The sequence below is a fragment of the Thalassospira sp. MBR-102 genome (assembly GCF_040549275.1).
In the GTDB taxonomy this organism is placed as follows: Bacteria; Pseudomonadota; Alphaproteobacteria; order Rhodospirillales; family Thalassospiraceae; genus Thalassospira; species Thalassospira xiamenensis.
Genome location: NZ_JBEPTC010000004.1, coordinates 207,796 through 233,630 on the forward strand (window position 1 = coordinate 207,796; position 25,835 = coordinate 233,630).

A 25,835-nucleotide genomic window follows, 5' to 3' on the forward strand; every position below is an offset into this window, starting at 1 on the left:
ATCACCCTTTTGCCGGTTCGATATTCAGGCGCGGGGTAATAATTGCCATCAGCAAACGGAACGGTGCCAGACAGGTCAGCGCCATGATGATCTTGGCGCTGAAATCGCCCATCGCCCATGTATGCCACGGAAGCCCGGTACCGACAAAAGCGATGGAAAAGAACAAGGCCGTATCCACCGCCGACCCGATCCCCGATGAGATCAGCGGGGCTTTCCACCAGGTCGCCCGGCGCAGCCTGTCAAACACCGTCACGTCAAGCATCTGCGCAATCAGAAACGCCGTGCCCGATGCAATCGCAATGCGCGTATCGGCAACGATCAACGACAGAACAACCGCAATCGCAAACCCGGCCAGCACGACAAGGCGTGCCGCCGCTGCCCCGCGTGCGCGGTTGGTCAGGTCAGTCACCAGAAACGCCACCGGATAGGTAAACGCCCCATAAGTCAGCCAATCGGCCAAAACGCCCGGCAGCGGATATTCAACCAGAATGTTCGATGCAACAACCGTCACGGCCATTGCCAGAACGCCAATAATGATGGCTTTCATCGTTTTTCCTTAACCAAAATCCTGACCAAAAGCAGAACGCACGCATAGGAAATCTCGCGGCCCACTTTGATTGGGCGACGATTCGGCACGGGTTTGTTTCAAATTATGTCGCGGTAATTACGCTTGCAGGCCCCAGGCGTCAAGGAAAAACGGCGGTCAGACAAAGCCTGACCGCCGCTGCAGATCGCCACAAGCTGCTCCGGGGAAAAGGAGGAGCACCGTGCCGCGAAACGTCAATTCTGCGCCTAATTCCGACGGAATTAAAGCATGATCCCGCGAATGGTGAAAAACAGCAACGCGCCAAGGAACGCCCCGGCCGGAACCGTGATCACCCACGCGGTCGCAATCGTCACCGCATACCGACGCCGCACCAGCAACCGCTTGCGCAGTTTCTTCTCGGCCTTTTCGGCCTGTGCCGGGTCAAGCTGACGCAGGGCTTCGATATGCTGTTTCTGTTCGTCACTTTCCGGTTCCGCACCGACCAGCATCGGCGCACTATCCATCCGGCGACGATGGCTTAGCGTTTCACGCAGGAACCCGACCCCAAACACCGCACCAACCGCAATATGGGTCGAACTGACCGGAAGACCCAGCGCGGATGCCACAATCACCGTCAAAGCCGCCGACAGCGCCACGGTATAGGCCCGGATCGGATCAAGCTTGGTGATTTTCGATCCGACCGTCTTGATCAGTTTCGGCCCGAACAGGATCAGACCGGCAGAAATACCAATCGCCCCGATCACCATCACCCAGATCGGGATCGGGGCCGATGTCACGATCTCGCCGCTATCAACACCCGAAACGATGGCGGCCAACGGTCCAATGGCATTCGCCACATCATTTGATCCATGCGCGAATGACAGAAGGGCTGCGGACACGACCAGCGGAATGCGAAACAGCGATGCGATTTCCTTGCGCCGCCCGGTCATGTTACGCGACGCATGCAGCACGGCCTTGCGGGTCGGCAACAGGGTGACGAAAAAGGCTGCGATACCGATAACAATGACCTGCCACGTATCAGCAGCCCAGATCTTTTTGATCCCCTTCATCATCAGATACATGGTGAAGGCCGATACCATCACACCGACCAAAATCGGCACCCATTTGCGAGCCGCTTCGACGCAATTTTCGGTATACAGAATCTTGAACTTGATAAAGGCAAGGAACGCGGCTGCGATCACCCCACCCAGAACCGGTGAAATCACCCAACTTGCGGCAATCGTGCCCATGGTCGGCCAATTGACCGCGCCAATGCCGACGGCTGCCATCCCCGCCCCCATCACACCGCCAACGATGGAATGGGTGGTCGATACCGGCGCGCCCAGCCATGTAGCAAGGTTAAGCCAAAGGGCGGCTGCCAGAAGGGCCGCCATCATCGCCCAGACAAAGGTCTGTGCATCGGGCATCTGGGTCGGGTCGATAATGCCGTTCTTGATCGTGCCAACAACATCGCCACCGGCGATAATCGCCCCGGCTGCTTCAAACACGGCTGCAATCAAAAGGGCGCCAACCATGGTCAGCGCCTTTGAACCAACCGCCGGACCAACATTGTTGGCCACGTCATTTGCACCGATATTCAGTGCCATGTAACCGCCGATCACCGCAGCGGCGATCAGAAATCCGCTTTGCGGCAGGCCGCCCATGTGAAAGGCGACAAAGGCGCTGCACGCCAAAAGAAAGACAAGCGCAAGTCCGAGCTTCGCACTCAGGGAGGCAGTCTCTCCGGCACCCGCATCCATGCGGCGCTGCCATTTGAGATCCTTATCCAGAGCGGTTTTCTTTGCGACCATGATCAACCGTTACTTAAAAAGGGAATCGACGCGCGGATCATGTCGAAGCAAACCCGGTTTGTTAAGGTTTTTTTGCCTTTTTATGACAGCCATGTCCCGACCGCATCCCGCCAATAGCAAAACGGCCCCGCACTGCAGGGCCGCTTTACGTTTGGAACAGTTGTGAAAAGTTATCGACCGAACTGGTTCAGAAGCCCTTTCAGAACATCCTTGGCCGCATCCTTGCCCGAACTTCCCGATCCGTTATCGGATGAACCACTCCCGCCCAGTGCCTTATCAAGGATATTATCCAGAACCTTGATCGCGACCTTGTCCATGCGGCCGGTAATCGCCGGGTTGCTGATATTGCCCTTGGCGTAAACGCTAAATGGCGGCAACTCTTCGATTTTCTCGGAAAAATCGAAATCGGCCTGCGTATCCATCTGCCATTTCGGCAGATCAAGGGTCGCATCGGCATCCGCCGTCCCCACACGCGATGTCGCTTCGACACGGGTGGTTTTGGCAATCCCGTTGGTGATGGCAATGTCGGCTTCAAGGGTCTGAACCAGATCGTTGTTACCAACCCCTTCAACCACCATCGCCTGCGGGCCCTGCTGTAACAATGCCTGAATGTTCAGCTTCGGATCAGCAGACCGTTTATCGGCATTGCTGAACCGGACATTATTCAGGACAAGGTTCGCCGTGCCATTCAACGCACTGATCAGCTTGCGCGATGTATTGCCCGATGCGGTGACATCAAACTTCGTCGCCGCCCCGCCGATCACCGTGTCATTGGCAACCCGGATCGGGGTCAGCTTTTCGATATCCGCCCCGTCAAGATTACCTTTAAGCGCCAGTTTCGGCGTATCGGAATTGCGCGCATCAAACGTGCCATCAATCGACAGATCACCATCGCCCAGAAGGCCGGTGAATTTCTCGATGGTCAGAAGCCCGGTCACGAGTGTCGCCTTCAAATCAGGCTTCACAAGGCTGTAGGTATCGAAATCAAGCTGATCAAGTGCGACCGTGATATCGGCATCAATCGACCGCAGGGCCGACACATCAATCACCGTATCATCCCACGGCGTGCCGTCACGGGCATCAACAGTCGTAACCTTCATCGTGGTCGGCATATTGAAAGCCGCCCGGCGCGCACCGCTACCGCCTTCGGGCATCAGTCCGGCCCGTTTTGCCGCGGGCACGAACGGATCAACATTCAATACCCCGCCTGAAAGGGCCACGGCCAGTTTCGGCTGCGCCCCGGTGGCGTCGAAATCAACATCACCCCTGGTTTCAAACGGACCGATCCCGAACTTCGCGATATCAAGCGCGATATTCTTGGCATTGCCCTTGACCGTACTGTCCAGAACCAGACGCCCCAGATTGCCCGATGGCTCATAGGTCGGTGCCAGCAACGGCAACACACGGTTCAGGCTTGATGCCTGCATCGCAAGTTTGCCATCAATGCCCGGTGTTGCCCCGAACAGGTCGCTCAGCACCCCGTTCAATGCCACCTGCATCAACGGGTTGGATACATCAAGATCAAGGTTCGGGCCGGTCACCGGGCCATTCAGCCCGATATTGGCCTGAATGCTTTTATATTCGCTGGCCGGTGCCGGAAGCGTCATACCGGTCAGCTTCGCCAACGGCGCCAGCGTTTTGGCCGTGACTTTAAGCTTGATCCCCTCGAATGCCGGAACAGCCACATCGCCACGGAACACACCGCTGGCACTGGCCGAAAGCCCGGCCGCATCGGCCACTGCAAAATTGTTCAGCGTGATCTGCGAACCGCTCAGGCTGCCATCAATCGAAATGCCCTTGATCGACACACCCGATGAAATGATTTCATCAGCCGCCAACCGATAATTGGCCGCAACACCATCAAGCGGTGCCAGCGCATCCTTGATCATCCTGACCATGGCATCACCGCCCGCCGCGGGTCCCGACGACGGGGCCGCATCCGAACCGTTCGCTGCCGTGCCGGAATCCGTTGTTGCGGAATCGTTGCCCGCTGGGCTTGCCGCATCGCCATTTCCGGCGGCTGGTGCTGCCGAAACATACTGATCCAGATTGATACGATCGAGCTTAAGACCAATACCAAGTGCCGGAAGCCCCTCGCCGCTCAGATTGGCGACAATCGCACCGCGAATGGCCGTATCATCAATCCGCATATCCAGATCGGAAATATCAAGCTTGTTCGGTGTCCCCTTGACCCCACCGGTCAACGAGAAACGACGCAACCGGTCCGCCCGGATGCCATCAACATCCACCCCAAGCCAGCGCGCCACCGCCCGAATATTTTCCGATGCCATCTCATAGGAAAGGGCCGCACTCGGCTTCGGACCTTCGCCCGAAATGCTACCAAACACCGAGAAATCCGTCCCCCCCGGCAAACCGGCGGAAACTTCGTTCAATGTGATCTTGCTGTTGGCAATCGCGGCATTGATCCGAGCATTGTGAACCGGCGTCTGGTTATAGATCAGGGTTTCAACTTCGAAATCAATCGATGCCGTCAGATCAGCCGGGATCATCGGACCATTGGCCGCACCCGATGTCTTGTCGCCCTGCGACGGGATGGATTGCCCACCCGCATCGCCCGCCGATCCATTTTCCGGGGTCGCCATGCCGCTGTCGCCCGTGCTGCCCGCGCCTGTGTCCGGGGCGTCACCATCGCCCATATGCGTCAGCACAAGGATTGAATCAAGATCAAGCTGATTGAAACGCAGCGCCACATCGGCCCGCATTTGCGGGTCCTGATCAATCGCAATTGCCCCCGATCCACGGGTTTCACCAAACCGGATCGACAGGTCATTAACCGTGACAGATTTGGCATTGGCGGCAACCTGCCCGCCCAGATTGAACGGCTTGGCGGCGATATCGGGGATGTCGGCACCGTCGCCTGCAATCCGAAGGGCCGCTTCGCGCAGATCATCAAACTTGCCGTCAATCTGGCCGTTAAAGCCCGGATATTCCGCCGAAAGATCAACCTGACCGCTTAAATTGATACCGCCATCGACCTTGTCGATGCCAATCTGCATGCCGACCGGGAACGGGCCGGTCTGGCTGATTTCGCCGACATTGAAATTAAACGTCAGCGGAATCCCGCGATAGAAAACATATCCCTCGCCCTTTGCCGGACCATTCAGGCTGTCGGCCGAAACGCCAAGGGTCAGCCCCTCGATCCGCTCCGTGCTGCCCGGTGTGTGATAAAGGATTGTCGCATTTTCGATTTCTAGACGGTCAATCTGGATCGTGCTGGCAAAATCGGATGATCCGGCGTCGCTTCCGCCCGATTGTGCATCGGGTGCCGCCTGTTCACCATTCGGTGCCGGGGATGCGGATGGCGGTGTCGTGATCGTGCCGGCATCCGGCCCGCTTGGCGCGGCCTGTGCCGGATCAAACACCAGATTGTTGCTGCCGTCTTCAAATGTCTCGATGGAAATCACCGGATCAATCAGGCTGATCTCGGTCACCTGCACATTGCCAGTCAGAAGCGGCATCAGGGCGACCGAAACCCGGACTTCCTTGACCGACACCATGTCGGGGTCCTGCGCGCCGGGCAGGTTGCCAAGCGTCACCTGTTCGACCGATAATGCCGGGAACGGCAGAACGGACATCGAAAGATCGCCGCGAATTTCAAGATCGCGACCGGTTGCTTCACGCACTGCCTGGGTGATCTGTGGCTTGTAACCGTTCCAGTCAATCAGGGAAGGAATGACCAACAGGGCAGCGATGATCACGACCAGAATGGCGCCAATCACGGCAAGGATCTTTTTCAACAGTCCGGCTCCGCTTTTTGCTTGGCACCGCTGAAACAGACATGTTTGCGCGGTGCGATGTTGTATTTATCTCAGTAGCATATGGCTCGTACCGCTCGTCGCAACAGAAAATGGCAATAAGTTGGTTGATGATACCATTTCCGCACGTTTTCGGTACGCGCATTTCCCTTTTACCGGTTCACCTATGAATTTGTGCGCAAGACCAGCGGTAATCAAGCACCCCCTATGGAAAACCGCCCCCGCACCCTCATATGAAAAACCTGTGCTATTGAACACAGCCGATACTGGCAATTGTTTTGCGAAGTGATACTATAAACAAAAAAGAACACACCATCAGGGCGTTGAGCCTGTGTATCAGCCACCTTGATCAATTCTGATCAACAGGGTGCAGGGAGGATGCAGATGTCCGAAACCACAATCGAACAACCAACAGGTTCCATCGGCGGGCTTCCGCAAGGCATTGCCATCCGCGATGTCACAAGTGACCAGTCCGGCAAATGGCTTGAAGCAGGCTGGCGCGATTTCAAACGTACCCCCGCCATCGGTCTTGCCTATGGCGGGCTTTGCGTCATTGCCGGTTATCTTATTCTACTCAGCCTCTTTCAATCGGGTCAGCCCTATCTGACCCTGCCGCTGGGTGCCGGTTTCATGCTTCTGGCACCGGTGATTGCCGTTGGCCTTTATGAAACCAGCCGCCGCCTTGAAATGGGTGAAAATGTCACCCTGTGGCATAGCCTGAACGGTTTCCGTCGCAATCCGGGTCAGCTTGGCGCGATTGGCGTCGTCCTGATGCTGTTCTTTCTGGCCTGGACGCGCATTGCCATGCTGTTATTTGCGCTGTTTTACAATGGCTCGGTCCCGTCGCTTGATGTGCTGGTATGGGAAACCTTCTTCTCGCGCGATGCCATCACCTTCCTGATTACCGGCACCATCCTTGGCGGTGTGCTGGCGATGATGGTGTTTGCCATTACGGTCGTCTCGATCCCGCTTCTGGTGGATCGTGATATCGATGTGATTACCGCCCTGATCATAAGTGTTGCGGCGTTTCGCAAAAACTGGCGGGTCCTGACCGGGTGGGCAGCCATGATTGCGGTCATGGCGGCGTGTGGCATGGTGGTCTTCCTGCTGGGTCTTGCGGTCATGATGCCGCTTCTGGGCTATTCAAGCTGGCATGCCTATCGCGGCCTGATAGACACTGAAAAGGCCGAAGCCCGACGCCTGCGGCGTGTGGTACCATAACACCCGCCAAATAGCATTTCACATCGGCGCAAGGATGCCTGAAACCAGCCTTGCGCCTTTGTTTTTGCCAAAAGAAACTCGGCAAAACTAACCCGTGTTAGCCAACCCGGATACCCCATGTGCTAAACCTTTCGATAGCTTGGCGGAAGTTCCGTCGAGCCTTGTTTAAGGCACACGCGCATGACACAGAAAACTGTCGAAGCCGACAAAACGGCCACCTCAATTCCCGCGCCCCTTCTCGAAGTTTTTAACGGACCGCTTGCATCGACGGTTAAAAACAATTCCGAAGCCATCGCCAATAGCATGCAGGTCGTTCCTGCAAAGCTTGGGGAATTTGTCGCAGGCCGGATCAAGGCCAATGTACAGCTTTACCAGACGTGTCAGGAATGCACGGATTGGTCGGACCTGATGGATGCGCAGCAAACCTGGCTAAAAGACACCAATGCCGCATTCGCCGATCAGACCAATACCATTATCGCGATGACCCAGTCCCTTTTTGGCCAGATCGAGGTCCCCAAAGGCACCCCGGAAACAAAAGCTTCCGATAAAGCGCACAAATAAGATCTGACAACATTGACGACCTTCAATGTCACAGACATCGAAACACATCACGAAAAAGGGCGGGATTTTGCGCGATGCAGAATCTCCGCCCCTTCATGTCGGGATATTGAATAATTCCGCCTGAAAAGCATTTGCCGAAAACCGTTACGCCCGACTAAGCGGGATGCCGTACCGAATTGCCACCTTTGATGATTGCTTTGATCAGATCATGAACGGCCTGATGATGATTGTTCACTTCCCCCCCGGGTTCGCCGGTGACATGCGCGCTGGCCGCATCTTCAAGAATACCGATAACATCCTTGTCCGTCATCAGCCCCATATCTCCCAGACAAAGCAAGAGAGACTCACAAATCGAAAGGGCAGCAGCACCTTGAACGCTGTATTGATCATCCATATTATTTATCCTTTAAATAATCTTGAATTTATCGCATCTATGTTGCGAAATATGACCAAAAGATTTATCATCATGTTTTACAACTGGCGTAAACACAGATCAGGATTTTGAAAATATTGGCATAATAATTTTTATTATTTTGTCAGGAAAGAAGAACACATGATTTCGTCTACAAAATTTGTTGTTAAAAAGCTGAAATCTTTCATCGATCTGACCGATAATGAAATTTCTACATTTTCTTCGCTACCACACAGATTGATCACACTTTCCGCCGGGCGCGAAATTGTTCACGAAGGACAGCGGGCGCACAATGCCTTTATCCTGCTTGATGGCTGGGTCGCGTCTTACAAACTGCTGCCCGATGGCACGCGCCAGATCATCGATTTTCAAATTCCTGGCGACTTCCTCGGCCTGCGCAGCCTGTTGCTGCGCACCTCGGATCACAGCTTCGAAGCGATAACCGAAATCACAGTCGCCGAAATATCAGCCCAGAACATGATATCCACCTTCGCGAAATCCCCCCGTCTGGCAAGTGCCATTCTCTGGGCGGCGTCGCGCGATGAGGCAATGGTTGTCGAACATCTGGTAAATATCGGCCGACGGTCCGCGATTGTGCGCACGGCCCACTTCCTGCTGGAATTGGGGACCAGATTGAATCTGATCGGGGTCGGCACCCCAAACAGCTACCCCTGTCCGCTGTCACAATACCTTCTGGCCGATGCCTTGGGCCTAAGTGCGATCCATATCAATCGTGTACTGCGCCAATTGCGCGAACAGGATCTGATGACCTTCCAAAAGGGGATCGTGCATTTCAAAAATCTTGAAAAGCTGATCGCCCTTGCCGATTTTCAGGTCGGCTACCTTGATCAGGACGAGCCCATCATCCGGCATTGATACCGGCCATATCGAGCATTGATCGCCCCCGTGCGATCAAAAAACCTTGCCTGCCATCCACGCATCGACATCCTTTGTCGCCTGTTCTTCGGACAGGCTGGCGCGGACTTTGATCATATTGCAAAACTGCCCCTTGGTCCGGATCGTCGAAAGATCATAATGCGTCAGGAATTTCCAATGCTTCTGCGCATCCCTGAGGTAACCCTTTTTGCGGGCAACAGCTTCGGCTGTTTCGTCACCCTGGAAACCAAACATTTACACTCTCCTGTTTGTGATATTATTGAATTTCAAAATGAAATGGATAATCCAAATCAACCGGGCAAACCGGGCGATATCGCCCGGCCCGTTGATCAGATCAAAATGCCTTGGTCGCAGATATCGGAATGTCAGCGAATAACCATCGCAAAGGGTGATCTGGCAGATGAAACCCGGCTTGCACGGTGTATTTCGCCCAGCAAGTTCAATTCCTGTTCGGAAATATCGGCATCAAGAAGGGCCAGTTCTTCTTCCGCGATCTCGTCCATCATCAACGCAAGATCAAGTTCTTCAAGACTGACCAGGATTGAAAGCCGCGCCGCATCAGAAGCCGGCGTCCCATTGATATGCAAAAGCGACAGGACCGGTTGATAGGTGACGAAACTATCGCCCTCCGCCAGCTCTTCGTATGTCTCCACACAATATGTACCGGCTGGCAGATTTCGTGTACGGCCTGTCAAATTGAACGGATGCCTGAAACGGTAAACATTGCTGATCGTGCGGACACTCATGGAAGCCTCCTGTGTACTCAGGTGAAATCCTGCTGTTGCGTCATGGCCTGTTTGAAAAAAACCACCCCGACGAAACGCCGGGATGGAAGATGTCAATAGGGGTAGGACATCAAAGTTCAGTTCAAAGCTTTGGTCGCTGCGTCGAGCGATTTGATACATTCAGGATCGTTTTTGGCCTTTTGGGCCGTTTCGGCAGCCTGATAATGCTTCAACGCCGCTTCTTTTTTCGGACCGGAAGGTGCCTTGTCCCAGGCAGCCTTGACAGTCTTCATTTTCTCGGCAGCGGACTGCCCTGAACTCTGTTGTTCTTTCATAGCCATTGACCTTAAGTCTTGATTTCATGAGGGCAAAATAGGGGGACTTGTCTTGAGAATCGGGGGTCCGACTGTGGGCGACAAGTATTGCTCTGAAAAAACCGAATTTGAATAACTGAACATTCAGCATTCATGATGACTTTTAACCGAAATTCCAAAGCACAGAACTAACCTGTGTTTGCTTAGGCCAAAATTTTATATCGCCATTACATTAGAAAAACACCTGAACATCATTTGTGAATGAAACACCAATGATGACAACAATCAATACAAGCATGATCGAACAGGGAAAATAGCCCCACCTGCGGCTAAAGGACCAGATTGGCATGGTCACGACAAATATCGATCCCAAAATCATCAGTATCAGGAATGTAAGCGACATGATGCCCTCATTCAATCGAGTGGCCGCCAAGATAAAGAACCTATCCAAACGGAAAAAATTCATTCTTTCATGATTATACAAATTTGAAACCCGTGCACTGATCTGTGTTTATTCATCCATTAAAAAACAAAAATAGAACATTCGATAAAATAAACGGATCAGCGTACAATAATATTCAAAACAAAATGAAACATGTGAAATGAAATGAAAACATCTTCGAACAGGATACTTCACATATCCACGGCACAATCAGACTTTCCGCTTGAAGGCTGTCCGTTCAGCACACCGGTTCCCTTGCCAAAAAAAGAACCGGACGAAGGATATCCGCTGCGCTCGTAAAATGATTTTGCCCTCCCCGCCGAATGTCCCGCGCACCGTCGGACAGGGTCATTGCCGGGGCCACCGCAAATGGAGCCTCATGACATGACGACCATCAGAACAATCCAGAAAACATACGCCTTCCACCATCCTTTCCACCTGAAAGGCTTCGATCACAGTTTCCCGGCTGGCTCGTACAATGTTGAAACCGAAGAAGAAATGCTCGAAGGGCTGTCTTTCGTTTCCTACAAACGAACCGGAACCACACTGCATATGATCCGCACGGCAACCACCATCATTGAACCCAAAATATTCAATATCGACCCGCGCGATTTCGACCTTGCCGTGCTTCGTGATCGCCATCAATGTGCCGAGGAAACCGAATTGTCAGACGCGCCATCGATGATGTCGCGCGTCGACAAACTGGCAATTGAAAGAGGCGAAAACGAAGGCATGACGCCCCGTAAATAGGGACACAACGGCACGATCCGCCCCACCGCCAGATACCCCGAAATACAAACCACCGCCCGGCGATACGGGCGGTGGTTTTCTTTGCTCAAGGGCGTGATCAAAGCAGGCATCGAGCCCCTAACTGGTCGCCGAAGCCCGACGATCCGATGGGCGTGCGGGCCGGACAAGGAACGTCCCCGCCACCACACAAGCCAATGTCACGATCAGTTCCGGGCGCAATGTTTCCCCCAGAAGCAACGTACCCCCCGCAAGACTGGTTAGCGCCATGACATAGCCGATCTGGCTGAGGAATACCGGGCCTGCCACGCGCTGCAATTCGAAATGGCAGATATACATCATGCTGGCGACCGCCATCTGAACCCCGATGATCAGCCACGCCATGCCATTGCCGAAATCGGGCACATGCAACTGGTCCCGTCCGGTTTCGAACCCAAGGCACAGGATCGCACTGGCCAGCATCATCCCCGACGCCAGCGTCAGCGGCGACGCCCCCGCGGGCCATGCCACGGTCCGGTAAACATTGCCAACCGCCAGACTGACCGGGATCAGGGCCGCCACCAGCAGGTAAACCAGAAGGGTGCTATCGGGTGCACTGATCTGCGGCACATACAAAAACAGCACACCGCAAAAACCGACCATCAACCCCATCAGGCGCTTGAATTGCGCGGTTTCAATCCCGATCCCCATCGAAATCAGATAGGTCATCAGCGGCGGCAGGGCGGTAAACACACCGGCCATCGATGCCCCGATATAGGGCACCATGAAATAACCAAGCCCCATCGGGATCGCGAGACTGACCAGACCGGCCACAAAATAATACCGGATATACCTGGCCCGCAACGGCGGCAAACCACCCCGCCCGACCGACAATATCGCCAAAATCAATCCGGCACCAAGGCACTGCCAGAACAGATAGGAAAGGGCGGGAATACCTTCCTGTGCCGCAACCTTTGACAGCAGGATCGAACTGCCGCCCATCGTTCCGGAACCAATCAGCAATAAAACAGGTTTGAGCCAGGTGGCGCTCATGGTCGTGATCCTTCCTCGGGCCTGCGCGGATATGTGGGGCGCGCAGGCAATTTCAATTTTGGTGAAACTAACACAACATTACCAGTCGATCTTGCCGCTATTTGATCGTAGTTTATTTCCAGTATGGAAATTATAGGGTTATTTGACCGGAATACGGGGAACAGGAATGGACCGTCTGCGCGCACTGGAATGTTTTCGTAAAATCGCCGAACGCGGCACATTTGCCGCCGCCGCCCGCGAACTCAACATGACACCCGGCTCGATGACCAAGCATATCAACGCGCTTGAAGACCAGCTTGGCGTGCAGCTGATCGCGCGCACCACGCGGCGCATGAGCCTGACCGAAGCCGGCGAAACCTATCTCGCGCGGATTACCGGCATTCTGGATGACATGACCGATGCGGATGAAACCGTGCGCGATCTTAACGACGGGCCGCGCGGACGGGTGCGCATCGCCGCCCCCATGTCGTTTGGCATCCGGCAACTGTCCCCGATGATTGCCGAAATGATTGATGCCTATCCCGAACTGACCATCGAACTTGAACTCAATGACAAGGTCGTCGATCTGGTGGACGAAGGATTTGATATTGCCCTTCGGGTCAGTGAATCGCTGCCCAATTCAAGCCTTATTGCCCGGCGATTATGCGGCTATTCCAGAGTCTTGTGCGCAAGCCCCGCCTATATCGCCAAATCACCCCCGCTAACCCGGCCAGAGGATCTGTTGCACCACAACTGCTTTGTTTACACCAATGACAGCCGCCCGGGTTTCTGGACCTTCGTTGATGGTGAACATGAACGCAGCGTTCAGGTCAGAGGCCGCTTTTATGTCAACAGCAGCCTTGCGAAGCGTGACGCACTGCTGCAAGGTTGCGGCATCACGCTGACACCGCGTCTGGTTGTTGACGATTTACTGCAAGATGGCAGGCTTGTCAGTCTTCTGGATGATTTCGCCCCGCGCGAGCTGGGCCTTTATGCTATATGTGCACCGCAACGTCATAAACTGCGTAAAATCAGAACCGTGATCGATTTCATGGTGCGGAAATTGCGCGTCAATAATGATCAGAGCATTCGATGACATCGCCCAAAACCATTTCGAAACGTCTTCTGGCATCGCTGCCCGTCCTTGGTGTTCTGACCCTGGCAAACATCGCCCATGCCCAGCAAAACACCGCATCCGGTCCGCAATCGACCCGCACCCCCGATGATAAATGGGGGGTGTCGCTATCGGTTGAAAACGATCTGTTCACCAAAAACAATCAGGACCAGCATTACACCAACGGTGTCCGGCTTGCCTTCGTCTCCCCCGAAGACAGTGCGCCCGAACCGGTCTTGACCGCGGCCAAGGCCGTGCCGTTTTTCGCCTCGAACGGTCGTATCCGCACCAGCTACGCCATCGGGCAAAGCATGTTTACGCCAAACGACATCTCGATTGCCGAAAACCAGCCCGATGACCGCCCGTGGGCCGGCTTGCTGTATGGCAGTGTCGGGCTTCTGTCCGATACCGGATTGCAACGCGACGACGACAGCAACTATTCGCGGATCGACACCCTTGAACTGACCCTTGGCGTTGTCGGTCCTGCATCCTTTGCTGACAATACCCAGAAAGTCGTTCACGAAATGATCGACAGCCCCGACCCCAAAGGCTGGGACAACCAGATCCACAACGAACCGATCGTCAATCTGGCTTATGAACGCAAATACCGAAGCTGGTTCGAAGGCGATGTTCTCGGTCTTGAATATGACGCCACCCCGCATGCCGGTTTCATGCTGGGCAATGCCTATACCAATGCTGAACTTGGCACCATGTTCCGGCTGGGCTTTGACCTGCCGGGCGATTACGGCCCGCCGCGCATCCGCCCCAGCCTGCCGGGTTCGGATTTCTTTGTCCCCGACACACGCGGCTTCCCCGTCAGCGGCTATCTGTTTGCCGGGGCTGCGGGCCGCTGGGTGCTGCGCGACATCACCCTTGATGGCAACACGTTCCGCGACAGCAATTCCATCGACAAGGAACCGCTGGTTGGCGATCTGCAAATCGGCTTTGCCGTCATTGTCGGTCAGGCCCGCTTTACCTACACCCACGTCTATCGTACCGCCGAATTCGAAGGCCAGGACAAGGGCGATCAGTTCGGGTCGCTGTCCATGTCCGTCCGTTTCTGATCCGATACCCGATATTACCGCACAAAAAACGGAGCCTCTTGGGCCCCGTTTTGCATGTATCTGACAGATTGACCGGACGACCTCAAAGCCCCGGAATAAGCTTGCCCGGATTCATCAATCCTTTGGGGTCAATGGCGCCTTTGATGGCGCGCATCAGGGCAATCGTATCCGGGCCATGTTCGGCTTCCATGAAATCAAGTTTGCCATAACCGATGCCATGTTCGCCGGTACATGTCCCGCCCAGTTTAAGCGCACGTTCCACCATGCGATCATGCAGGCGTTTGGCTTCGGCCATCTGTGCCGGATCTTCGGGGTCCAGCAGGATCAGGGTATGGAAATTGCCATCGCCGACATGGCCGACAATCGTGCAGGTCAGCGGGCTGGCATCGCAATCTGCCCGCGTTTCGCGGATTGCCTCGGCCAGTTTTGAAATCGGCACGCAAACATCGGTCGGCATCCCGGCCTTGCCCGGTTCAAGCTGAAGCGACGCATAATAGGCCTTGTGGCGTGCCGCCCAAAGCTTGTTGCGGTCTTCCTGACGGGTGGCCCACTGGAATTCCTCCGCCCCGAATTCCTCGGCCACCGACTGCACAAACTCCGCCTGTTCCTTCACACCTGCTTCGGTGCCATGGAATTCGAAAAACAGGGTCGGCGCTTCCTTGTGATCGGTCTTGGAATAATTGTTGATCGCCCGGATTTGCATCTCGTCCAGAAACTCGATGCGCGCCACCGGAATACCGGCCTGAATGGTCAGGATCACGGTATCGACCGCTGCATCAACGCTTGGGAAGGCGCAAACGGCTGCCGACATCGCTTCGGGGATGCCATACAGCTTCAAGGCGATTTCGGTAATCACGCCAAGTGTCCCTTCGGACCCGACAAACAGGCGCGTCAGGTCATAACCCGCCGATGATTTGCGCGCCCGGTTGGCGGTCTTGATGATCTTGCCATCCGGTGTCACCACCGTCAGGTTCAGGACATTATCGCGCATGGTGCCATAGCGCACCGCATTGGTGCCCGATGCACGCGTTGCCGTCATGCCACCGATCGACGCATTTGCGCCCGGATCAATCGGGAAAAACAGACCGGTATCGCGCAGATGATCGTTAAGCTGTTCGCGCGTCACCCCGGCCTGAACCCGGCAATCAAGGTCCTCGTTATTGACCTCAAGGATCGCATCCATCCGCGAAAGATCGATGCAAATCCCGCCGCGAAGGGCCGCGACATGCCCCTCAAGCGACGATCCGGTGCCAAACGGCACGATCGGCACGTTATGTTCGGCGCAAAGTGTGACGACCTTCGCGACTTCTTCGGTCGAGGTGGCAAACACCACCGCATCAGGTGGGGATGCCGCGTGCCAGCTTTCATCCTTGCCATGCTGTTCAAGAACGGCGGCAGCAGTCGACAGGCGATCCCCCAGCATGTCGCGCAAGCTCGCGATCAGGCTTTCGGGGGTTTCAATGCGGTCATATTGACGATGGGACATGACGTTCCTCTTGGTCTTTGGTGGCAGCCTGCCGCTATCACGCGGTATCAAACGGGGCGCATGCCCGGCAGGTCAAAATCTGGCCCCCAGCCTAATCCGATACATCCCAAATTGGTATTACCTTTTGCCGCGAAATGCAAAAAACCGCCCGTGACGTTACGGGCGGTTTTGCAAATCCGGTCACGATATCCGCCTGTCTCAGACGCCAAGTGCATCCTTGACCGCGGCCAGTCCGTCGCCGCCATCCTTGGTGGTCACCCCCTCAAGCCACGCATCAAGAACCGACGGGTCTTCTTTCAGAAGCTTGGTCGCGGCATCATTGGGTGCCATGCCATCATTGATGATCAGCCCCATCATGGTGTTTTCCATATCAAGGGTGAAGCTGACATTATCAAGCAGCTTGCCAACATTCGGGCAGGCCTTGGCAAAGTCGCCGCGCACCAGCGTATAGACATCCGCCCCGCCGTAATTCGGGCCGAAATATTCATCCCCGCCTTCAAGATAGGTCAGATCGAACTGGTTGTTCATCGGATGCGGTGCCCATGCCAGGAACACGATCCAGTCCTTGCCGCGCTCAAGGCGCTTGGCCTGTGCCAGCATCGCCTGTTCGCTGCTCTCGACAAGTTCCCAGCCCTCAAGACCGAAATCACCGGCATCGATCATTTTCTGGATCAGCTGATTGGCCGGTGCACCCGGTTCGATCCCGTAAATCTTGTGATCAAACTCTTCGCCATGTGCGCCCAGATCGGCAAAGCTTTTGATGCCCTCGGCGGCAACATATTCCGGCACGGCAAGCGTGAATTTCGCCCCCTTCAGGTTGACACCCAGATTTTCAATGCCGCCCTTTTCATTGGCCGCATCAACAAACTTCTGCTGGGCGGGCATCCAGTTGCCCTGAAACACGTCAACTTCCCCGGCACCAAGCATTTCAAAGGTCACCGGCACGGAAATGGTTTCAATCTTCTGCTCGTAACCAAGTGCTTCAAGAACCACACCGGTCAAGGCATTGGTCGATGTGATATCGGTCCATTGCGGATCGGAAAACACCACCGTATCGCATTCCTGCGCTTGGGCCGCGCCCGTCATGGCAATGCTGCCCAGAATAATGGCCGTTGCCCCCGCCGCCATCATTCCCCGTCGTCCCGCAAAACTCATGAAATTCTCCTGACTTTTATAATTGGTTTTCGATCCGCGCCACCGCGCAGTTGATCCACCCGCACTTGATCCACCCGCACCTGGTCCACCGGCACTTGCTCCAAACGCCGGATCACACAGCAAGTTCCGCGATCTGCCCTTGTGGCATTCACAGAAATGATAGGTATCGCCGTCATGGATGGATATCGCCAATTCTTGCCTATCGGAATTCCTGTGTGAAGGCCGCTTGCATCGATCATTGGTATCAATATAATTCATATCATGAAATTCCATCACATCCCCTCGCCGCATGCCCTGATCGCGTTCGAAGCCGCCGCCCGCCGCGCCAGCTTCACCGCCGCCGCGCGCGAACTGGGTGTGGGCCAACCCGCCGTCAGCCATCAGATCACCGCCCTTGAAGAACAGCTTGGCCATCCACTGTTTCGCCGCAAACATCGCGGCGTGTCGCTGACCCGCGCCGGGCAGGAACTCTTTGACTGCATTTCGGTCGCATTCGGGCAGATCGACCGCACGGTGGAACGCATCAAAACAAGGCGCTCGGCCCGGCTAAGTGTCGGCACCGACTTTGCCTTTGCCTCCTTTATCCTGATGCCGCATCTGCCGGAATTCATCGCCCGCCACCCCGATATCGAAGTCAATGTCGTCACCAATCAGACCGGGCGTTTTACCACCGACCAGAATATCGATATCGAAATCTCGTTTGATCATCACCGCCCCGAAGACGTGATGCTGATCCCCGAACAGGTCACACCGGTGTGCAGCCCCACCCTGCTTGAGGCCCGCGGCCATCCGAAAAACATCGCCGATCTGCGCCATTATCCGCTGATCCATCTCGATGATGAAATCGACCATCGCTGGTTTAACTGGGAAAGCTGGCTGCGCACCGCCGGGGTTCGGGAAACCGGCCCGCTTTACGGCCACCGGTTCAATACCTATCTGCTGGTCCTGTCGGCCACCCTGTCGGGGCAGGGCGTGGCGCTCGGCTGGACCGCCCTGTTGCAGCAGCACCTTAAAACCGGGCAGCTCGTCACCCTTGGCGATGTCACGCTGGGCTCGGACCGGGGATATGTCCTGTCCTGCCGGTCAAACACCCACCGGCAGGAACAGATCAATGCCTTTCTGCGCTGGATGCGCGAACTGGTCGCGCAAACCGCCGCCTAACCCTTGTTGCGATCCTTTGGCAGGGCTGCGGCAATCCGGTCAGCCAGCCTTGCAAACGGCAATGTCTGCAACCACACCGTTCCCGGCCCTTCAAGGGTCGTGACAAAAAGCCCCTCCCCACCAAAAAGCGCATTGGTAAAACCGCCAATGAACTTGATCGAATAATCGACCGATGGCGTCATGGCGACAAGTGCCCCGGTATCAACACGCAATGTCTGGCCTGCCTGCAAATCCTTGCGGATGATGGTGCCGCCCGCATGCACAAATGCCAGCCCGTCACCGCGCAACCGCTGCAGGATAAAGCCCTCCCCGCCAAACAAACCGGCACCGAGTTTTTTGGAGAACGCGATATCGATATCAATGCCCGATGCCGCGCATAAAAACGCATCCTTCTGGCAAATGATCTCGCCGCCCAGTTCCGGCAAATTCATCGGCACGACCTTGCCCGGATAGGGGGCGGCAAAGGCGACATGCCCCTTGCCCGATCCTTCATGCACGAAGCTTGTGATAAAGAACCCCTCGCCGGTCAGCATCCGCTTGAAACCGGAAAAAATCCCGCCGCCCGTGCCGGTCTGCATGGCAATGCCGTCCGACATATACATCATCGCCCCGGCTTCGGCGCGCACCCCCTCGCCCGGATCAAGTTCGATCTCGACAAGCTGCATTTCCTCGCCATGGATTTTGTAGTCGATCACGTCTGCCATCGGGGCGTCTCCCTCTTCGGGCTTTGGTTAAATCTTCGTCATTGATCAAGTTCAGCATGACCGCCCCCTGATCGCAACCAAAAGGGGCGAAATTTCGTCTCCTGTCATCGCAACAACACCAAGCACTTGTAAAAACACCCAAATCGCACGAGGATGAGGTGATCAAGGGCAAGCCGGAGCACCCGGTGAACACCAGATCAGGGTCAAGGCATTTTCATCGCGTTTTCTGGCTGCTGCCACTTCTGGCCGCAATCCTGTCTTCCTGCGCGCCGCGCGATCCCTATCAGTTCAATATCTGCCGCCTTGCCCTGCCGGGGATCGAGGATGCAGATAAACAGATCCGCCTTGTCACCCGGTTTGACGAAACCTCTGATGGCAATGCGATTACGCTGCGCTATCAGTTGCTCGCCCCCGGTGAAATCCCCCTGCCCTCGACCGAAACCCACGCCATCACCTGCCATTTCGAAGCCGCCACCAAACCCAATACCCCAACCAACCTTTATGCGATTGAAACAACCCGCCTTGGCCCGGTATCAGACGCGCATATGGTGTTGCTGAAACGGTTCTGGATCGAACGGGTCGGGCGCACCGCCCTTGAAAACTATATCGATCCGGAAAGCCACGGCCTGCGCGCCGATGTGCCCGATATCGGGCTACCTGCGGCCTATGCCACCCAACTGGTGCTAAGCGGTTTGGCGCGCGGCGCGATTTACGGCTTGCTGGCCCTGTCCTTTACCCTGATCTATGGCCTGATCGGGCGGATCAACCTTGCCTTTGGCGAGGTGGTCATGACCGCTGCCCTTGGCACCATCATCACAAGCCTGTGGATTTCAAACATGTTCGGCTGGCTGATCCCGGTGATGGTGGTGGGATCGGTCATGATGGCGGCCTTTGTCGGATCGGGGTTAAGCCACCTGACATGGCGCAATGTGTTCGGGCCCCTTGGCCGAAAGGCTGCTGGCGGACGGGCGATGATTGTCGCATCACTTGGCTGTGTGCTGGTCATTCAGGAATTTATCCGGATTGTCATATCAGCACGCAATTTCAATCTGCCGCCGATCTGGCAGTTTTCCGTGCCGCTTCTGCGGGGTGATCATTTCGTCGTCCGCCTGCACGGGTTTGACATGCTCGCCATTGGCGGCGCGGTTCTGGTTGCGGGCGTTCTGGTCTGGGTCATGGGCAAAACCACCTTTGGCCGGAACTGGCGTGCGATCAGCCAGGATCGTCTGGGGGCGGCCCTTTGCGGGGTGTCGCTTTCGCGCACCGAATCCCAATCCTTTGTTCTGGCGGGATTTTTATGTGGTCTGACCGGTGCGATGCTGGCCCTTCGTTATGGTGTCATTAATTTTCACAGTGGTACGCTTTTCGGGTTCAAGGCACTGACTGCCGCCATCCTCGGGGGAATAGGACGGATGCGCGGTGCGTGGCTGGGCGGGTTATTGATCGGTTTGACCGAAACATTATGGTCGGGATATTTCGGCGGGGCCTATCGCGATGTGGCGGTTTTCGGGCTTCTGGCGGCGATCCTCGTGCTGCGCCCTCAGGGGATTTTGGGGATAAATGACAGACATGACAGCTTGTTCTCCGCACGAAACGGACAAATATAAAAAGAACGGACCCCTGAAACGTCTGGTCACGTCGCTTGGGGCGCAAAGACCGGAACCATCAGGGAAATGGAGGGACCGGGGGCGTCAGGATATGGTGCAGTTCAAGACCCGCGACTGGCTTGCCGATGATGATGCCATCGCGCCGTCACTTGAAAAGTGGCAGCGTGCGGTCGATCTCATGACCGAACTTCTCGGTGCCAGTGCCGGCTTCATTGTCGAATATAATGACCGGCTGGGTTACCGCGCCGCCGTCACCAGCACCAATGACGCCAATCCCTATGCCGGATGCGACACCGGCATCACCAAGCTTGATACCAACATCTTCTGCCGTCGCGTGATCGCGCAGGGCGGCAGTTTTTACGAACCCGATGCGCGCGGCAAATCCGAATGGGCCGATAACCCGGAACTGACCGAGGATGGTTTCTGTTCCTATTTCGGGGTGCCGGTCACATGGTCGAACGGCACGATCTTTGGCACGATCTGTGTGTTTGACTGCAAACCCACCCAATATTCCGACACGCTGCAAAAACTGATCGAAACCATCCGCGACCTGATCGAAGCCGACCTTCGGCTGTATGAACAGTTTCAGATCATGCGCAGCATCTCGCTATCTGATCCTTTGACCGGGCTTAACAACCGCGCCGGGTTTGAAATGCTGGCCCAGCAGAAAATCCGCATCGCCAAACGCTATCACCATCATATCGGCCTGATCTTCATCGATCTCGATGACATGAAACACTGGAACGATGATTATGGCCATGCCGCGGGGGATGCCGCACTCAAGGCCGTGGGCGCGGCCATCACCGCCTCCATCCGCGAGGTCGATATCTGCGGGCGGATCGGCGGCGATGAATTTGCCATTCTGGGCTATGTGCGCAATCGCGGCGATTTGACCACCATCATCACCCGCATCCGCAATGTGTTGCAAACGACCAGAATTTCGGTGCCGGGATCAAAAAAACCGATCCACGAAACCCCGAAAATAAGCGCCGGGGCCTCGGTCTTTTTCGAACCGGTCAAGGAAAGCCTCGAAGAAATGATGGATATGGCCGACCGGGAAATGTATCGCGACAAAAACCGCAAAAAATAAATCGCCTTTTTATCGTCCCTTGTGTGCCACATCACTGCACGCGACCTCAAAAAATGCGACTTTCACCCAAAGTTCAACCTGTGCTGTGGTGACATTCAGACACACCTTTGGTATGAGCCTCCCACGACAGTCAGGATCAGACTCAAAACGTGACAACAGCCCGAAAACCCGCATGTTCCGGGCACCGACTATCGCCTGAAAAGACGCAACAATAAAAAGACAACGAGCCACGAATGCAGATCCGCAAAGGCACGGCCAACGACCTCCCCTTCATCCGCGACCTTACCAAACGCGCTACCGATTCAACCTATTTCATCGAAGGCATGGGCGATGCCGCGACCGCGACGGTTGCCCGCTATGTCGATATGTCGACCGGTGTGTTTGAAAATGCGCTTTCAAGCGACAATCACGGCGTCATCGTCGCAACCCAGGGCGACGACCTGCTGGGCTATGTCATTGTCATACATGACAATCCCGAAATCGACTGGATCATGGTCGACCCGGCGGCACATGGGATGGGCGCGGGCAAGGCATTGATGATCGCAGCCCTTGATGCGCTGGCCGAACGCAAACCGCATGCGACCGTCAGACTCTCCGTCGTCGCGCACAACGAACGCGCCAAGGCGTTCTACCGCAAATTCGGCTTCCTCGTCACCGGCCCGATCCCGGGGCGCGATATTCCGACCGTGGAGATGCAGCGGGCGGCTTAAGCCAGAGATCAGCTAACCCGCCCTATCACATCACGCGCGGAACATTACGACGAATCTGCAGAACCGCGTCGCAATAGAAAAATCAGAACCCAACCGGATTATTAACCGGATAAAATTGCACGCAGGTTTGAACAAAGAGAGGGGCTTTACTCAAGAATGAATACACCTCTTTTTTTTCACTTAAAAAATGTCTCTAAATTTCTTTAGCAATCTAAAATATAAGTTTGTGATTTCGAATACACTTATAATATATTTTCCGACTTATCAGCCTGTTAGTACCAAAACCAATCAACGGAAAAATATTATGACGGACGCAAACAGTGTAAGCATCGAAACCAATAACGATGAAGGTTTCACAGGCAACATCCGCCTTATCTACATTTTATATCTTGTCGGTATCATCATGCCGCTCGTAGGGCTCGTAGGTGTGATTTTTGCCTATGTCAAAAAGGGCGATGCACCGGAATGGGCCAAAACCCATTATCAGTTTCTCATTCGAACTTTCTGGATCTACATGCTGTTCCTCGTGATTGGATCCATCACGTCGATGATCATCATTGGCTGGTTTATCCTTATTGCCGCGTTGGTTTGGTTCATCATCCGCATGGTTAAAGGACTATCGTCTTTGAGCACGGGAACATCACACCCCTCACCGACCAGCTGGATGTTCTAGTTATAGCCAACTTCAAAAGCCCGCAGGTCGTCACCGGTGGGCTTTTTTGAACTTCAAGCAAAAACTTACCAGCTCTTTGCTTCTTCATAGGCTTCCGGGTAGACAAAAAGAAAGGCATTCACGACATTCTCAAGTCGCGTTTCTTCCTTGAAATTGACGTTTCTGGCTTCGCAACCGTATTTCTCAACACTCACCATGTCGATATCTCTCTTCCAGTCATTTTTCACATACTGGTTTACAAGAAACTGCGTCGCTTTGCGTTTGACGACCTTGGCATTTTCTGCTGACAAATCGGCACGTTCCTGCAATGTCAGATCGTCGAAATTTTCATAACATTTGAAATCGAACGACACGGACGCCAACGAATGTGGACGTCCGGTTTCACCCTGCCAGAAAACGTTTACCGGCGTTGACGTAACCTCGGCAATCGGACCTGCGGTTAAGTCCAAGTCAGGCGCGCTCTGTCGGGCACATGCCGAAACCAGAACAGACAGACAAACAATCGCTGCCACACGAAACAATAAAACTCGACTTTGCACCATTTCACCAAAACTCTGCACGTAGTGAAAACATCTTCCGCTTCGGCAAACTGCGTCAGACGGAACATGTCGATCCCTACCCTCAATGATTGATGATCCCAGTGACAGTGATCACTTTGCGGTGAATTTTCTTTTGATGTAAAACACGCCCGCAACGAGAACGTTGAGCTTCGTTCTCTGTTTTCACACTCTGGCCCTGCCATCGTCTGGGAAAAAGCAGATATTTTTCACGGACACGCAGTCATGCCGAACCTGACGACCTCATTCCAGACAATCGTTGGCAACTATAAAAGCTCTGCGACGAAATTGTTCACTTCAGACATGCAGAAGCGTGTCGATAGCAACCTTGCCAGCCTGTCGACACAGATGACGGAACTCGACAATGCATCCGCAGCCACCCACGGCAAAGCATTGCCTTCCCCCCAACAGGCAGCAAAAACGCTGGCACAGGCCACCTCGGCGGTTGAACTGTCTCTTAACGCGCTGGAACAGCTTTTTTCAAGCCTCCGACGCGAAAGGCAGACTTTCATAAACAACAAGGCCCTTGTCGAACAAAAGGCCCTTTTTGCAACCGACAAAGTCCAGTCCGAACTCGATCAGAAACTTTTGGCGTCGATGCTAAACCTCGCGAACTCGATATTGTTTGCAAATGGCCAGAACTACCTTCCGCCACCCAAAACAATCATCCGATCGAAGGAAGACCTTCTGGCCGTTGACACCAGCAGTTTCGAGGCGTGGCTCGCGGGTTTTGCCGCGCAGTTCCGTTGACCAAGGGCACAATACCCATCTATTTCCCCGGGAGATCGCAATGCCATATGTTGAACGAACAGACGTCATCATTTCCGACACCGAAGTCCTGATCAAGGCAATCGCAAAATGGCAACGCGACAATAACACCAATGGCTTTGGTCTGACGGGTAACAATCCCGGCACCGATTTACTTAATATCCTGAAGGATATGATTGCTGACCTGCCTGCAACTGTTCAGGCTGGATACAATCTCAGGTTCCCTGACATGACGACCGGGCCAAAGGTTCTGTCGCTGATCAAGGCCACCTTCTATGCCTATGCCCGGCATGTGCATAGCGGCGGCCCGAACATCGACATCGCAACCAACGAAGTCGATATCACCGATCCCGGTTATGGCCTGTCATGCACTGATTTCGTCAAATATGTGTTTCTGATGCTCCGGCTGCTTCTGGTCAGCAGCGCACTTAGCCTCGAAGGCGCAATTGCCATTGCCGTCGCCTTCCTGACATGGCACGCCACCGCAGTCGGCGAACAGGACAACCATTCCGAACTGTATGTAAACATCGCCGGAATGGCGACGCAGTTTGTTCTCTGGATCGCGGGCTGGTTCGCACATGGTTCCTTGCGGGTTGAATGGCAAAAAACCCAAACCATCGCCGACAAGGCAAGCTTCATCACAAGTCAGGTCGGCACGGTTGCCGCCGCGGCCTCAATGGGTGCACTGGCCTATTTCGGCACAGAGGCGGACGCATCTGACGAAATCGGCATCATGCTCTTTGTCCTGATTGGTGTTGTTCTGCTTCAAAACAACAAACCTGCAATCTTGCAGATCGGCAAAGGCATCGATGTGCTGATCCACATCATCTTTGCCCTGCTCAGCCTCGTTGGATGGTTCCTGGGAGGCGGAGTGGCTTTTACTCGATATCTACCAAGAAGGCCAGTAGGTGTACCAATGCCTATTCAACCATGACACAGAATATTCAAAAGCCTGCCCGCCGGGTCACGAACATAAAACCGTTTCACACCCCAAGGCTCGACCGCCGGGCCGTATTCGATGCCGATCCCGGCTTCCTTCACGCGCGCCAGCATATCCTCAAGGTCATCGACCTCTATCGAAAGATCAGGCACCGGCGTGCCGGAACCGCCCTCGGTCGCGAAGCTGACCTGCGGCATGACATTCTGGCTTTCGGCGGCAAAGGTCGCGATCCAGCCGTGATCCATCACGCAATCAAGGCCAAGGACATCCTCGTAAAACGCCCTGATCTTTGCGATATCATCGACGGCAAAGTTCGAAACGATGCGTTTGACGGCCATGGGATGCCTCCTGCCTTAATGCCTC

At 54.9% G+C, this 25,835-nt stretch carries 27 protein-coding genes; 13 read left to right on the top strand and 14 right to left on the bottom strand.

From position 1 onward, the window contains the following. Position 1: 1 nt before the first annotated feature. The 3 genes from ABIE64_RS09770 to ABIE64_RS09780 form a co-directional block, all read right to left on the bottom strand. A complete protein-coding gene (locus tag ABIE64_RS09770; RefSeq protein ID WP_114095459.1) occupies positions 2 to 547 on the bottom strand; it encodes a queuosine precursor transporter in 546 nt (181 codons plus the stop codon). A gap of 260 nt (positions 548 to 807) precedes the next feature. Beyond that, complete coding sequence (locus tag ABIE64_RS09775; RefSeq protein ID WP_354377294.1) at positions 808 to 2,337, bottom strand: inorganic phosphate transporter; 1,530 nt, start codon at positions 2,335 to 2,337, stop codon at positions 808 to 810. Positions 2,338 to 2,507: 170 nt separating this feature from the next. Further along, entirely contained in the window at positions 2,508 to 6,095 is a 3,588-nt protein-coding gene (locus tag ABIE64_RS09780) for an AsmA family protein (RefSeq protein ID WP_354377295.1), read from the bottom strand. 402 nt (positions 6,096 to 6,497) lie between these two features. Between ABIE64_RS09780 and ABIE64_RS09785 the strand changes: the two genes are divergently transcribed. Both ABIE64_RS09785 and ABIE64_RS09790 read left to right on the top strand, forming a co-directional pair. After that, complete coding sequence (locus tag ABIE64_RS09785; RefSeq protein WP_007089683.1) at positions 6,498 to 7,334, top strand: DUF2189 domain-containing protein; 837 nt, start codon at positions 6,498 to 6,500, stop codon at positions 7,332 to 7,334. A 180-nt stretch (positions 7,335 to 7,514) separates the two neighbouring features. Next, positions 7,515 to 7,895 (top strand): hypothetical protein, encoded by a 381-nt coding sequence (locus tag ABIE64_RS09790; RefSeq protein WP_063092593.1) that lies wholly within the window; start codon positions 7,515 to 7,517, stop codon positions 7,893 to 7,895. A 154-nt stretch (positions 7,896 to 8,049) separates the two neighbouring features. On the opposite strand, the gene ABIE64_RS09795 is transcribed toward ABIE64_RS09790, so the two are convergent. Continuing rightward, on the bottom strand, positions 8,050 to 8,289 hold the full coding sequence (locus ABIE64_RS09795; RefSeq protein ID WP_063092592.1) for a hypothetical protein: 240 nt from the start codon (positions 8,287 to 8,289) through the stop codon (positions 8,050 to 8,052). Positions 8,290 to 8,448: 159 nt separating this feature from the next. On the opposite strand from ABIE64_RS09795, the gene ABIE64_RS09800 reads away from it, so the two are divergent. Beyond that, a complete protein-coding gene (locus ABIE64_RS09800; protein WP_063092591.1) occupies positions 8,449 to 9,183 on the top strand; it encodes a Crp/Fnr family transcriptional regulator in 735 nt (244 codons plus the stop codon). A 36-nt stretch (positions 9,184 to 9,219) separates the two neighbouring features. Here ABIE64_RS09800 and ABIE64_RS09805 read toward each other — a convergent pair whose 3' ends face one another. The 4 genes from ABIE64_RS09805 to ABIE64_RS09820 all read right to left on the bottom strand — a co-directional run bounded on the left by ABIE64_RS09805 (position 9,220) and on the right by ABIE64_RS09820 (position 10,709). Continuing rightward, positions 9,220 to 9,438, bottom strand: a complete 219-nt coding sequence (locus tag ABIE64_RS09805) for a hypothetical protein (protein WP_063092590.1) — start codon at positions 9,436 to 9,438, stop codon at positions 9,220 to 9,222. Between the two features lie 131 nt (positions 9,439 to 9,569). Beyond that, the gene (locus ABIE64_RS09810) at positions 9,570 to 9,950 is read right to left on the bottom strand and encodes a hypothetical protein (protein WP_063092589.1); all 381 of its coding nucleotides are present in this window, start codon (positions 9,948 to 9,950) and stop codon (positions 9,570 to 9,572) included. Between the two features lie 116 nt (positions 9,951 to 10,066). Further along, positions 10,067 to 10,264, bottom strand: a complete 198-nt coding sequence (locus tag ABIE64_RS09815; protein WP_007089689.1) for a hypothetical protein — start codon at positions 10,262 to 10,264, stop codon at positions 10,067 to 10,069. Positions 10,265 to 10,475: 211 nt separating this feature from the next. Beyond that, positions 10,476 to 10,709 (bottom strand): DUF3309 family protein, encoded by a 234-nt coding sequence (locus ABIE64_RS09820; RefSeq protein ID WP_063092588.1) that lies wholly within the window; start codon positions 10,707 to 10,709, stop codon positions 10,476 to 10,478. A gap of 360 nt (positions 10,710 to 11,069) precedes the next feature. Here ABIE64_RS09820 and ABIE64_RS09825 point away from each other — a divergent pair, with 360 nt between their 5' ends. Next, positions 11,070 to 11,435 carry a hypothetical protein gene (locus tag ABIE64_RS09825; RefSeq protein WP_051682411.1) on the top strand — a complete coding sequence of 122 codons (366 nt, stop codon included), beginning with the start codon at positions 11,070 to 11,072 and terminating at the stop codon, positions 11,433 to 11,435. A 117-nt stretch (positions 11,436 to 11,552) separates the two neighbouring features. Here the strand turns inward: ABIE64_RS09825 and ABIE64_RS09830 are convergent, their stop codons facing one another. Continuing rightward, entirely contained in the window at positions 11,553 to 12,464 is a 912-nt protein-coding gene (locus ABIE64_RS09830) for a DMT family transporter (RefSeq protein ID WP_037992207.1), read from the bottom strand. Between the two features lie 166 nt (positions 12,465 to 12,630). Here ABIE64_RS09830 and ABIE64_RS09835 point away from each other — a divergent pair, with 166 nt between their 5' ends. Then, entirely contained in the window at positions 12,631 to 13,539 is a 909-nt protein-coding gene (locus ABIE64_RS09835; RefSeq protein ID WP_354377296.1) for a LysR family transcriptional regulator, read from the top strand. After that, complete coding sequence (locus ABIE64_RS09840; protein ID WP_354377297.1) at positions 13,536 to 14,621, top strand: lipid A deacylase LpxR family protein; 1,086 nt, start codon at positions 13,536 to 13,538, stop codon at positions 14,619 to 14,621. Before ABIE64_RS09835 ends, ABIE64_RS09840 begins: the two co-directional genes overlap by 4 nt. A gap of 82 nt (positions 14,622 to 14,703) precedes the next feature. Here the strand turns inward: ABIE64_RS09840 and ABIE64_RS09845 are convergent, their stop codons facing one another. Both ABIE64_RS09845 and choX read right to left on the bottom strand, forming a co-directional pair. Next, the gene (locus ABIE64_RS09845) at positions 14,704 to 16,107 is read right to left on the bottom strand and encodes an FAD-binding oxidoreductase (protein WP_097053123.1); all 1,404 of its coding nucleotides are present in this window, start codon (positions 16,105 to 16,107) and stop codon (positions 14,704 to 14,706) included. A gap of 198 nt (positions 16,108 to 16,305) precedes the next feature. After that, complete coding sequence (choX, locus tag ABIE64_RS09850; RefSeq protein ID WP_354377298.1) at positions 16,306 to 17,262, bottom strand: choline ABC transporter substrate-binding protein; 957 nt, start codon at positions 17,260 to 17,262, stop codon at positions 16,306 to 16,308. Between the two features lie 261 nt (positions 17,263 to 17,523). On the opposite strand from choX, the gene ABIE64_RS09855 reads away from it, so the two are divergent. Next, positions 17,524 to 18,423, top strand: a complete 900-nt coding sequence (locus tag ABIE64_RS09855) for a LysR substrate-binding domain-containing protein (RefSeq protein ID WP_354377299.1) — start codon at positions 17,524 to 17,526, stop codon at positions 18,421 to 18,423. Here ABIE64_RS09855 and ABIE64_RS09860 read toward each other — a convergent pair. After that, the gene (locus ABIE64_RS09860; RefSeq protein ID WP_063092580.1) at positions 18,420 to 19,127 is read right to left on the bottom strand and encodes a TIGR00266 family protein; all 708 of its coding nucleotides are present in this window, start codon (positions 19,125 to 19,127) and stop codon (positions 18,420 to 18,422) included. The two genes, ABIE64_RS09855 and ABIE64_RS09860, sit on opposite strands and share 4 nt — an antisense overlap. A gap of 185 nt (positions 19,128 to 19,312) precedes the next feature. Between ABIE64_RS09860 and ABIE64_RS09865 the strand changes: the two genes are divergently transcribed. The 4 genes from ABIE64_RS09865 to ABIE64_RS09880 all read left to right on the top strand — a co-directional run bounded on the left by ABIE64_RS09865 (position 19,313) and on the right by ABIE64_RS09880 (position 23,207). After that, positions 19,313 to 20,734 carry a branched-chain amino acid ABC transporter permease gene (locus tag ABIE64_RS09865; protein WP_354377300.1) on the top strand — a complete coding sequence of 474 codons (1,422 nt, stop codon included), beginning with the start codon at positions 19,313 to 19,315 and terminating at the stop codon, positions 20,732 to 20,734. A 91-nt stretch (positions 20,735 to 20,825) separates the two neighbouring features. Beyond that, positions 20,826 to 21,824, top strand: a complete 999-nt coding sequence (locus ABIE64_RS09870; protein WP_354377301.1) for a sensor domain-containing diguanylate cyclase — start codon at positions 20,826 to 20,828, stop codon at positions 21,822 to 21,824. A 233-nt stretch (positions 21,825 to 22,057) separates the two neighbouring features. Continuing rightward, a complete protein-coding gene (locus ABIE64_RS09875; RefSeq protein WP_063092577.1) occupies positions 22,058 to 22,534 on the top strand; it encodes a GNAT family N-acetyltransferase in 477 nt (158 codons plus the stop codon). A gap of 304 nt (positions 22,535 to 22,838) precedes the next feature. Beyond that, positions 22,839 to 23,207 (top strand): DUF4870 family protein, encoded by a 369-nt coding sequence (locus ABIE64_RS09880; RefSeq protein WP_037992274.1) that lies wholly within the window; start codon positions 22,839 to 22,841, stop codon positions 23,205 to 23,207. Positions 23,208 to 23,272: 65 nt separating this feature from the next. Here ABIE64_RS09880 and ABIE64_RS09885 read toward each other — a convergent pair whose 3' ends face one another. Then, positions 23,273 to 23,656: a hypothetical protein gene (locus ABIE64_RS09885; protein WP_037992196.1), complete on the bottom strand. Its 384-nt coding sequence runs from the start codon at positions 23,654 to 23,656 to the stop codon at positions 23,273 to 23,275. Between the two features lie 333 nt (positions 23,657 to 23,989). Here ABIE64_RS09885 and ABIE64_RS09890 point away from each other — a divergent pair, with 333 nt between their 5' ends. Next, positions 23,990 to 24,514 (top strand): hypothetical protein, encoded by a 525-nt coding sequence (locus tag ABIE64_RS09890; protein ID WP_354377302.1) that lies wholly within the window; start codon positions 23,990 to 23,992, stop codon positions 24,512 to 24,514. 40 nt (positions 24,515 to 24,554) lie between these two features. Further along, complete coding sequence (locus ABIE64_RS09895; protein ID WP_354377303.1) at positions 24,555 to 25,466, top strand: hypothetical protein; 912 nt, start codon at positions 24,555 to 24,557, stop codon at positions 25,464 to 25,466. Here ABIE64_RS09895 and ABIE64_RS09900 read toward each other — a convergent pair. Next, positions 25,457 to 25,810 (bottom strand): VOC family protein, encoded by a 354-nt coding sequence (locus ABIE64_RS09900; RefSeq protein ID WP_354377304.1) that lies wholly within the window; start codon positions 25,808 to 25,810, stop codon positions 25,457 to 25,459. The two genes, ABIE64_RS09895 and ABIE64_RS09900, sit on opposite strands and share 10 nt — an antisense overlap. Positions 25,811 to 25,835: the final 25 nt, after the last annotated feature.